The organism is Streptomyces sp. NPDC051020 (assembly GCF_040683105.1).
GTDB lineage: Bacteria > Actinomycetota > Actinomycetes > Streptomycetales > Streptomycetaceae > Streptomyces.
On record NZ_JBFBCG010000146.1, the window covers coordinates 1 to 9,456 of the forward strand.

At 69.2% G+C, this 9,456-nt stretch carries 6 protein-coding genes and 5 pseudogenes; 6 read left to right on the forward strand and 5 right to left on the reverse strand.

Annotation, left to right across the window (positions count from 1 at the left end):
- Together AB0N06_RS36770 and AB0N06_RS36775 are read left to right on the forward strand one after the other, a co-directional pair.
- A partial coding sequence (locus tag AB0N06_RS36770; RefSeq protein ID WP_366139037.1) for a dienelactone hydrolase family protein occupies positions 1-323 on the forward strand: 323 nt, incomplete at its 5' end.
- A 125-nt stretch (positions 324-448) separates the two neighbouring features.
- Positions 449-580 (forward strand): hypothetical protein, encoded by a 132-nt coding sequence (locus AB0N06_RS36775; protein ID WP_366139038.1) that lies wholly within the window; start codon positions 449-451, stop codon positions 578-580.
- 334 nt (positions 581-914) lie between these two features.
- Here the strand turns inward: AB0N06_RS36775 and AB0N06_RS36780 are convergent, their stop codons facing one another.
- Entirely contained in the window at positions 915-1,934 is a 1,020-nt protein-coding gene (locus AB0N06_RS36780) for an amidohydrolase family protein (protein ID WP_366139039.1), read from the reverse strand.
- Positions 1,935-1,994: 60 nt separating this feature from the next.
- On the reverse strand, positions 1,995-3,197 hold the full coding sequence (locus tag AB0N06_RS36785) for an amidohydrolase family protein (RefSeq protein WP_366139040.1): 1,203 nt from the start codon (positions 3,195-3,197) through the stop codon (positions 1,995-1,997).
- 906 nt (positions 3,198-4,103) lie between these two features.
- Between AB0N06_RS36785 and AB0N06_RS36790 the strand changes: the two genes are divergently transcribed.
- From AB0N06_RS36790 to AB0N06_RS36805, 4 genes and pseudogenes are all read left to right on the forward strand, one after another.
- Positions 4,104-5,342: an FAD-dependent oxidoreductase gene (locus tag AB0N06_RS36790; protein WP_366139041.1), complete on the forward strand. Its 1,239-nt coding sequence runs from the start codon at positions 4,104-4,106 to the stop codon at positions 5,340-5,342.
- Positions 5,323-5,496: pseudogene (locus AB0N06_RS36795) on the forward strand (sigma factor); the annotation flags it as partial. The gene AB0N06_RS36790 and the pseudogene AB0N06_RS36795, both read left to right, overlap by 20 nt.
- A 79-nt stretch (positions 5,497-5,575) precedes the next feature.
- Positions 5,576-6,286, forward strand: a pseudogene (locus AB0N06_RS36800) (IS6 family transposase).
- Positions 6,287-6,359: 73 nt separating this feature from the next.
- Positions 6,360-6,701: pseudogene (locus tag AB0N06_RS36805) on the forward strand (AraC family transcriptional regulator); the annotation flags it as partial.
- Between the two features lie 168 nt (positions 6,702-6,869).
- Here the strand turns inward: AB0N06_RS36805 and AB0N06_RS36810 are convergent.
- The 3 genes and pseudogenes from AB0N06_RS36810 to AB0N06_RS36820 all read right to left on the reverse strand — a co-directional run.
- Entirely contained in the window at positions 6,870-7,475 is a 606-nt protein-coding gene (locus tag AB0N06_RS36810) for a TetR family transcriptional regulator C-terminal domain-containing protein (RefSeq protein WP_366139042.1), read from the reverse strand.
- 55 nt (positions 7,476-7,530) lie between these two features.
- Positions 7,531-8,663 (reverse strand): annotated as a pseudogene (locus AB0N06_RS36815) (FAD-dependent oxidoreductase); the annotation flags it as partial.
- 275 nt (positions 8,664-8,938) lie between these two features.
- Positions 8,939-9,286, reverse strand: a pseudogene (locus AB0N06_RS36820) (VOC family protein); the annotation flags it as partial.
- Positions 9,287-9,456 lie beyond the last annotated feature (170 nt).

Consider the following 9,456-nt stretch of genomic DNA (forward strand, 5'->3'; position numbering starts at 1 on the left):
TGACCACGGGCCGACCGGGCGAGGCGGCGCGCATTCGCTGCCCGGTGTGGGCCGGGGTCGGGTCGGAAGACCCGATCATGCCGCCCGCGCAACGGAACGCGTTCACCGCCGAGATGCAGGCCGCGGGCGTCGACTGGCGCCTCGCGGTCTACGGCGGCGCCTTGCACGCCTTCCACCACCCGCCGGTCGACCACCCCGTGGTCCCCGGCGTCGGCTACCACCCACAGCACGCGCAGCGAGCCTGGCGCGACGTCGTCGACCTGCTCGCCGAGTGCCTGCCCGTGACGGAGGATCTGGTCAGTCCAAGCTCGGCCACCCGCTGACTAGCGCTTACCGGTCACTACGGCACATTTCTGGCGTGTTCCGGTCCCGTCCCTTCCTTCAACGCCGCAGGACGCCGACGACGCGCTCTCTGCCCAAGATCGGGTCCTCCACGCAACCTTCGGGAGTGACGAGGGGGTGCCGCCTGCGCGACATCGCCAAGCGCCTCGTCATCACCACCGGCGCGAAGAAGGGGCGGCACCCCTCGCCCGCCACCGTCATGAGGATGCTGCGCGAGCACGACGAGCAGACGACCTAAACGCTCAAGATCATCTCGTTGCCCCTTTGACGCGCATCTCGGTCACACCCCAAGATCCCCGTGAGTTTGCGGAGACTGAAGGCAGTTCAGCGGGAACTTGAGGATCCGATGCCGCCATATTGATGGATAGACCCGTAGGTTGGCGGCGAACACGCTGAGTCGTGGTCGGTCTGGGGAAGCAGTCAGCGGCCTTCTCGTCGATGCCGACGACAAGGCCGAGGTGGAGTGGGTTGGTGCTGTGGGTGAGAGCGTCTTCGAGCCACTCCAAGCGCTGGCATACCAACATGCCAGGCGTGATCGGGCATTCCGGCAGGTCGGACAGCCGCCAGTGCGCTCAGCCCATCTGGTGTCCGTCCGCGAGCAGCCGGTGGGCGTTGCAGTTGGTCAGTCGGCGCCAGTTCTGGCCACCGTCCGGTCGCAGTGACCGGTCGAGTATGCCGATCGCCCGCAGCACCTGCTCGTGTCGAGTCCAGGCGTAGTCGCTGCCGAAGAGCAGATGGTCCTGGCCGACCACCGAACGCAGCGCGGCCAGTTGCGGAGCGGACGGGGTGCCCGCCAAGTCGTAATGGAAGGTGCCGAGCAGTTCATCCATCGTCCGCCGGTCGTCAGGCTCACTGTGGATCGACCTGAACAGCTCCACCCGGTCGACGAGCAGTGGCAGTACTCCTCCGGCGTGCGGCACGATCACCCGCAACCGCGGGTAGAGCTCGGCGGCCCCGCTGAGGATGAAGTCCACCACGGTACGCGCGGTGTCAAAGAGGAACTCGATCATCGGCCGCGGTCGGCCAACGGCGAGATTCTCGCACCCGACGCAGGAGGTCGGGTGGAGCAGCACCACCGCACCGAGCCGATCGAGTTCGGCGAGCACCGGGCGCAGCCGCCGGTCACCGAGGTAGTGACCGGCATTGTTGGTCAGCACGATGACGCCGCGGGCGCCGAGCCGGTGGAAGGCCCGGTCGATCTCGGCCAGTGCACCGTCGGTGTCGGGCAACGGCAGCACCGCGAAGTAGCCGAACCGGTGCGGGTGCTCGGCCGCCGTAGCGGCAGCCACGTCGTTCATCTCGCGGGCCAGCGCCCGGGCGGCAGCATCGTCGCCGAAATGCACCCCAGGCGAAGACAGCGAGAGCAGGCTGAACGCGATCCCGGCCTCGTCCATCAGCCGTAGATGCTGATCAGCACTCCACCGCGGCCAGTAGTTCTCCGGCATGCCGTCGGGCTCCCGATGTCCGGCGTTGATGGCTCGGGCGATATACCTGTTAGTGATGAAGTGCGCGTGAACGTCCACCACTTGCTCACCACCGCCTCCAGCGGCGGTGTCGGCGTCGGTAGGGCAAGCGCTGTTGGTGCTGGTCATGATGGTGCTCCTTCCTGCAGGAGCTTTGGCCGGACTCGCCTCGTTCCACGTCGGTTCGCCTCAGGCCTTGTTGCAGGTCCGCGTCAGCGGGAGGCGGGCGCCCTGCCGCCAGACCCCCTGGATCGAAAGTGAGTCGCCGATGACAGCGGTCGGGTCGCCGGCCACCAGCAGCAGGTCGGCACGCAGCCCCGGCGCGATCCGGCCGCGATCGGACAGCCCGAACCGGCGGGCGGGCAGCACGGTTGCCGCCCGCAGTGCCTCGATCGGGGTCAGCCCGGCCTGCACCAGCAGCCGCAACTCGTCATGCAGACTCGCACCGTGCGCCAGCCCGGGCACCTGCGGGGCCGATGCGTCGGTTCCGGCGAGTACGTCGACCCCGGCCTCGCGCAGCGCGGCCACGGTGGCCAGGGCGAAGGCGAAGTTCTCGCTCGGCACGCTGCCCCGGACCCGGGTCAGGCTTTCCAGCCAGACCGGCTCCACCTTGGACCTCACTCGGGGGTCAGCGGCCAGTTCGGCTCCGGCGGGCTGGCCGGTGATCGCGGCCAGGGTGGTGAGCGTCGGGATGACAAACGCGCCGCAGGAGGCAATCTGTTCGATGATCTCCGTGGTGTGCGGCTGGTCGACGAACAGGTGGGTCAGCGCGTCCGCGCCGGCTGAGATCGCCTGCCGGGCGGCCTCCAGGGTCAGCGTGTGTACCAGCACCAGCACGTCCCGTTGGTGACCGGAGCGGACCGCGGCCCGAAGCACCTCCGGGTCGAGGCGGGGCACCGGGGTGCCCAGCACCCGCCCGTCCTCAACCAGCACCTTGAGGTAGTCGGCTCCCTCCGCCAACCGGTCGGCCACGAAGCCTGGCACCTCGTCGGGCCGGGTCGCGGTCGGCCAGATCGGATCGCCCATTCCCCGGCGCAGCTGGTGCGGATGGCCGTCTGGCACAGTGAGGCCCACCGAGGCGCTGCGGACGTCGGCCAGGTTGGTACGGACGGCGGCCTCGCGGCGCAGCGGACCCATCACCTCGGGCATCGAGAGCAGGTCGAACTCGGTGGTCACCCCGAAGAGCAGCGCCGATCGCAGCGCGTCCCGGTCGGCATGGGTGTGTGCGTCGATCATGCCGGGCAGCAACGTCGACCCTGAACCGTCAACCACCTGCTCTCCAGGCTGCGGCCGATCACCGACCGCGACCTCGGTAATCAGGCCACCCGCCACTCGTACGTCGACCTGGTCCAGCACCCGCTCACCATCGAACACCCGGGCACCGACAATCATGAACCGATCCATGACAACCTCCCGTCCAGGTGTCGTCGCGGATGCCTTGGAACTCAGTCACCTGTCCACAGGCCACGCAATACGGCCCGCTGCCGGCGGCGCAGCCGCCGAACCTCCCGGTGCACCTCGTGCCGGGCGATGTCATGATCCTCGGCCGAGGCATGGAGCTGGAGGGGGATCGGTACGACCCCGAACCTGAGCACCCCATGTCAGACGCTGCGCATACCGTCACGCTATGCCCGACCAGGCGTTCCCGCAGGCCGGACAATGCCAGGCACCCCGACCCAGCATCTCTCGTCAAGGCAGGGGCCAGAACCGGAAGTGCGACCGACAGGACCGAACACGCCGCACAGGCGCCCGGCAGGAAGTCTGTGCGGATGCGGATCGTCGCTCAGACCGGTCGACCGGCACGGCAAACCTCCCGTCCCCGGGGCCAACCTGGACCTCCTCACCTTCACCACGACTGCGCATCGGCCGAACGGCATGAGAAAGCTTCAAGAATCCCGAATTTACGTCACCCGGCGGCAAGACACCTGCGAGAGGAAGAACCCCCTGGCCACAGCAGCAGATACTCAACTGGGCTCCGGAGAACTCACGGGATGTCGCAGCGACGGGGACCGGCGCGGGCTGACCGCGCTGTTCTGGTCCAACGTCAATCCGTACGGCACCTTCCGCCTGAACATGGACACCCGGCTTGACCTATGACCGGTTGCCGCCGTGCCCCGACCCCGCACATCTGCCGACGCCGCCGACCGATCACGCGCGCAGACACGATGAGGGACTCCCCCGAGTCGGCCTCGCGGTGATCCTTTCGCTCTGTGGCCCATGTCACACCTAGTTCCTGTCAGCAATCGAGGCGCTGTTCCGCTCAACCACCGAGAACAGGCGAACCGACAGGAGCAGCATATGAAGCACCGCATCGTCGTCCTCGGCGCCGGCTACGCCGGGTCCTACACGGCCGGGATCCTGGCCCGCCGACTGTCCCCTGCGGACACCGAGATCACCGTGGTCAACGCCGTACCGGACTTCGTCCAGCGCATGCGGCTGCACCAGCTCGCGGCCGGCCGGGAGATCGAGGCTCCGAAGCTCGCCGACGTCTTCGCGGGCACGGCGATTCGGCTGCGCGTGGCCCGTGTCACCGCCGTCGACCCCGAGCGGCGGGTCGTCGCCGTGGCCGACCCCGACGGCGGCGGTGAACTCGGCTACGACACGCTGGTCTACGCGCTCGGCAGCCACGGCGAGGTCCGCGGCGTTCCCGGCGCGGCCGAGCACGCCTTCGACGTCGCCTCCCGGCCCTCGGCGCTGCGCCTGCGCGAGCGCCTGGACAGCCTCGACAAGCCCGGCGCAGGCGGGAATGTGCTGGTTGTCGGCGACGGGTTGACCGGCATCGAATCCGCCACCGAGATCGCCGAAGCCAGGCCCGGCCTGTCGGTGGCACTGATCGCCCGGGGCGAGCTGGGCGCCCGGCTCTCCGCCGGCGCCCGCGGCCACCTGCGCCGGGCCTGCGACCGGCTGGGCATCACCGTCGTGGAGCACACCACCGTCGAAGCCGTCGAAGCGGCGCGGGTGCTGTGCGCCGACGGCACCGCCCTGGCGTCCGACGCAACCGTGTGGACGGCCGGATTCGCGGTCAACCCCATCGCCGCCGCCGCCCGCCTGGAGGTCACCGAGAACGGCCGGATCGTCGTCGACCGCACCATGCGGTCGGTCTCGCACCCGGACATCTACGCCATCGGCGACAGCGCCTACGCCGTCCGCGACAACGGCCGGCCGATGCCGATGTCCTGCGGTTCGTGCGGCGACACCGGCCGGCAGGCCGTCGAGGCGATCGTGGGACGCCTGACCGGCCGCAAGATCGCGCGCACCAAGCTGGTCTACACGCACAACTACATCACCCTCGGGCGGCGGGACGCGATCCTGCAGAAGGTCGACGACGAAGGGCAGGCAAAGCCGAAGTATGCGGGCGGCAGGAAGCCTGCGTGGATCAAGGAGCGCCTCACCAGGGGCGGGCTGTGGGGCGCCCAGCACCCCACCGTCGGCCTGCCCAGGCGCAAGCACCGCCTGGCCGCAGCGCCTGACGGGTCCGCCGCGAAGGCGCCTCGCGTGGCCGCCCAGGGTGGTCCGCGTGGACAGCACCGCCACTGATCGCTTCGACACCAGCCGGTTCGAGGCCAGCCGGAACCGGCTGGCCTCGCTGGCGTACCGGCTGCTGGGCTCCGCCGCCGACGCCGAAGACGCCGTGCAGGACGCGTTCCTGCACTGGCAGGCCGCCGACCGGCAGCTCATCAGGGCGCCGGAGGGTGTTGTCAGGTTGAGTGGTGGCCTCCTCGGGCGGCATGATCATCCGTCTGGTCGGATCGCTGGAGGGGCTGTCCGTGATGACGCCGTCGTACCGGGGTTTCCGCTTCCCGCCGGAAGTCATCTCCCACTGCGTGTGGCTGTACCACCGCTTCAACCTGAGCCTGCGCGACATCGAGGAGCTGATGCTCGAGCGCGGCATCGAGGTCAGCCACGAGACAGTCCACCAGTGGACGCGCCGGTTCGGCCCGGCTTAGGCCGCTGCTCTGCGCCGGCGCCGTCCGGGGCCTGGTGACAAGTGGCACCTGGACGAGGTGTTCGTCAAGATCAACGGCGTGCAGCGGTACCTGTGGCGGGCCGTGGACCAGCACGGGAACGTGCTCGACATCCTGCTGCAGAACCGGCGGGACGAGGCCGCGGCCAGGCGTTTCTTCCGGAAGCTGATGAAGAAGACCCGGTCGGTGCCCCGGGTGATCGTCACCGACAAGCTCCGCTCCTACGGCGCCGCCCACCGCCACGAGATGCCGTCGGTCGAACACCGCTCGCACAAGGGCCTGAACAACCGGGCCGAGAACTCCCACCAGCCGACGAGGACACGCGAGCGCGCGATGAAAGGGTTCCGATCGGTGGGTGCCGCACAACGGTTCCTGGCCGCGTTCAGCGGCATCTCACCCCACTTCCGACCCCGCCGCCACCTGATGACCGCCCCCGACCTACCGCGCCGAGATGATCACCGCTTCGAGATCTGGGACCAGATCACCGGTGTCGCCGGCCTGCCCGCCGTGGCCTGAGCCGCTGTCACCACCGAAGCCGAAACGCGCCGAACCGGCTCACACCCTCGAGCACTCGCTCAACCTGACAACGCCGTCGCGGCAGTTGATCGGGGCGCAGTGCTCCGGCGCTCTGGTGCTGTCGCATCTGGGGATTCTGGGTGACATGCCGGCGTGCACCGACATCATGACCCGGCCCTACGTTGAGGCTCGCGGTGTCACTGTCCTGGACGTGCCCTTCCACGCCGAGGGGAACATCGCCACGGCCGGTGGCTGCCTCGCCTCCCACTATCTCGGGGCCTGGGTGATCACCCGTACGCTCGGCGAGGAGGCGGCGCGTGAGGTCCTCGACTATGTGGCTCCGGTTGGGGAGAACGACGAGTACGTCGAGCGGGCGATGAGGGCGATTCACGCGGACGAACTCACGCCTCGCTGATCTGGTGGGTCCGATACGGTGGGCTGGTTCTGCGTCCGCGGCGCCGATGAAGCGACGGAAATGACGGAGACGACAGGAAGCTCACGGGGAGATCTCCCCGTGAGCGTCCTTGGTGTCAGCCGGCTTTCGGGGCGGACCGGCTCCTTCGCTATTCCCGGCCGGCGTGTGTCACGCCTTCTCGGAGTCCGCCTCGGCGGCAGGCGGCACGGTGATCAGCGAGTCGAATACGGTGAAGAAGTCGTCCAGCGGTGCCCCGCTGCGAGTGACCTTCGCCCGCAACGCCGCCCCCTCCCACGCGTTCACCAGGAACCGTGCGAGCAGGGCGCTGTCCACTCCGCTCGCCAGCGCTCCCGATTCCTGCGCCTCGTCCAGAGCGGCGGCCAGGAGCGACTCCCAGCTTGCGAGCCTGCGGGCCACTTCCTCCCGGATGACCGGGCTCTGGGTGGACAGCTCCGCCCCGAAGTTCCCGAACAGGCAGCCCCGGGTGTACTCGTACTGCTCTAGGTCCTTCGACATGTACTCGAAGTGCCTGCGGATGCGCTCGACGGCTGGGGTGGCGGAAGCGGCGAGCATGCGTATCTGGCGCCCGTGGGCGTAGCGGTTCATTACTTCGACAGCCATGGACTCCTTGCTGTCGAAGTGGTTGTAGAAGGACCCCTTCGGGGTCCCAGCCGCTTCGGTGATGTCTTTGATGCCACTGCCATTGAAACCGTGTTCATGGAAGCGGCTGGAGGCAGCCTCGATCAGCTGCTCACGCATGCTGGGCCTGGGCATGTTCCACACTCCTCTTCACTGCTATTAATATGGTCAGTCACCTTGACAATTGTCAACGCTCGGGATCGACCAGCATCCGCGCCCGCCTCTGGTATCCGGGAAGGTACTGCTGCGCCCCTACTGCTGCGCCCCTACTGCTGCGCCCCTACTGCTGCGCCCCCGCGAGCTGTGCGAAGTCGTAGTCGACCACGTCGACCCGGCGCCCGGTCCGTTCCGCCTCACGGGTAGTGCGTCCCACGGACGCGATCTCCGGGGCGTGAAGACGACCTGCTGCGGTACGGCCGCACCGTCGGCGGTCGCCACATGCCTGCCCTACCAGGACTCGTCGACCGCTTCGCCCTTGGCTCGCGCGCCGATCACGGCGCCTGCGATCCGGGCCTGGTATTTGCCCTGATGGGTCAGCAGGGCACGGCGGTTGACGTCACCGACCGCGTACAGCAACCCGCCGGGGACGGCGGTGACGCGGAAGGTGTCGTCGACGTTCAGCCAATCGCCGGGGACCATTTCCACGGTCTCCAGGCCGAGGCCGGTGGCGACGAGTATCTCGTCGGTGACCCGTTTGCCACCGTCCGTGAGGGTGATCCGTGCCTCTCCGATGCCAGCGTCGCGCGCGAGCGCGGCCACCTCGACACCGAACCGCACGTCGGCACCGGCCTCGCGAAGCCCCGGTGACCAGTTCCCCGGCGAACGGCTCCGCCCGTTACAGCAGCTCGTCGCCGCGGGCCGGCAGGGTCACCTGCAAGCCGAGCCCCTGCCATGCCGTGGCCATCTCCACGGCCACCACCCCGGCGCCGACCACCGCCAGGCGCGCGGGTGCGCTCTTGGCGCTGGTGGCCTCGCGGCTGGTCCACACCCGGGCGCTTTCCAGACCGGGGATGGAGGGGGGCAGGGCCGGACCGATCCCGGTCGACACGGCGACCGAGTGGCGTGCGTCGAGGCGCAGGACTCTGTTCTCGGCTGTGTGCAAGGTGACCTGCCGAGGGCCGACGAGCCGTCCGTGGCCCGGACGAGATCGACGGAGACGGATGCCAGCCAGTCGACCTGGTTCTCGTCCTTCCAGTGGGCGGCCATCCTTCCCCGGTGCGCGAGTACCGCCCCGACATCCAGCGTCCCGGCCGCGCCGAGCACGGGTATAAGGCGGGCCTCGGAGTGGGCGAGGAAGGGCCGACGTAGCGACTTGCTGGACTCTGCCCGACCCGCTCGTCACTGTGACGGATCGGTTCCGGTCTGCTGGCCCGCGACGTGGGCGGCGTACCAGTCCCACTGGGATCGGTGCTGTCCCCCTGGTGGCGAGGGTCGGCGGCTGCCGCGCGGCGCAGCGCCGCGGAGAGCGCGGCGGGGGAGCTGAAGCTGAGGACCGACGGGTCCTGGCGTCCGGGGAGGCGAGTGGTGATCTCCTGGACGACCCAGCCGTTGCCGTCGGGGTCGCTGAAGGAGAGGAAGGAGCCGTAGCTGCTGCGCTTGGGGTCCGGTCCGGGGACGCGCGCGTCGGTGTCGGCGTGGTGAAACACTCCGCCTGCGTCGTGGAACACCTCGCCCGGCTCGGCGCCGCGCTGCTTGAGTTCCTGGTGGACGGCCTCGATGTCCTCGACGATGAGGTGGAGGCCCTGGGCGCTGCCGGGGGTCTGGGAAGTGACCGAGGTGCCGAAGATGACGGAGGCGGGGGAGCCGGGCGGGGTCACCTGGACGACGCGGAAGTGCGCGTCCGTAGTGATGTCGGCGTCGAGCCGCCAGCCGAGTGCGGTGTAGAACGCCTTGGCACGGTCGACGTCGGTGACCGGTATCACGACTACTTCGAACTTCATGTCCATGGTCTGGGCTTTCCGGGTCGATGGCGGGCGCCGGTTCCTCTGCGGTTCTGGTGCGCCCGTCTTGCGGCTGGCACAGGGCTTGGCGGCCGGGGCGGCGCGTTCGGGTGGGGCGCCGCCCCGGCCTCTTGGTGCGACCCCCCCCCGGGGGAGATCGGAAGAGCGTGGGGTAG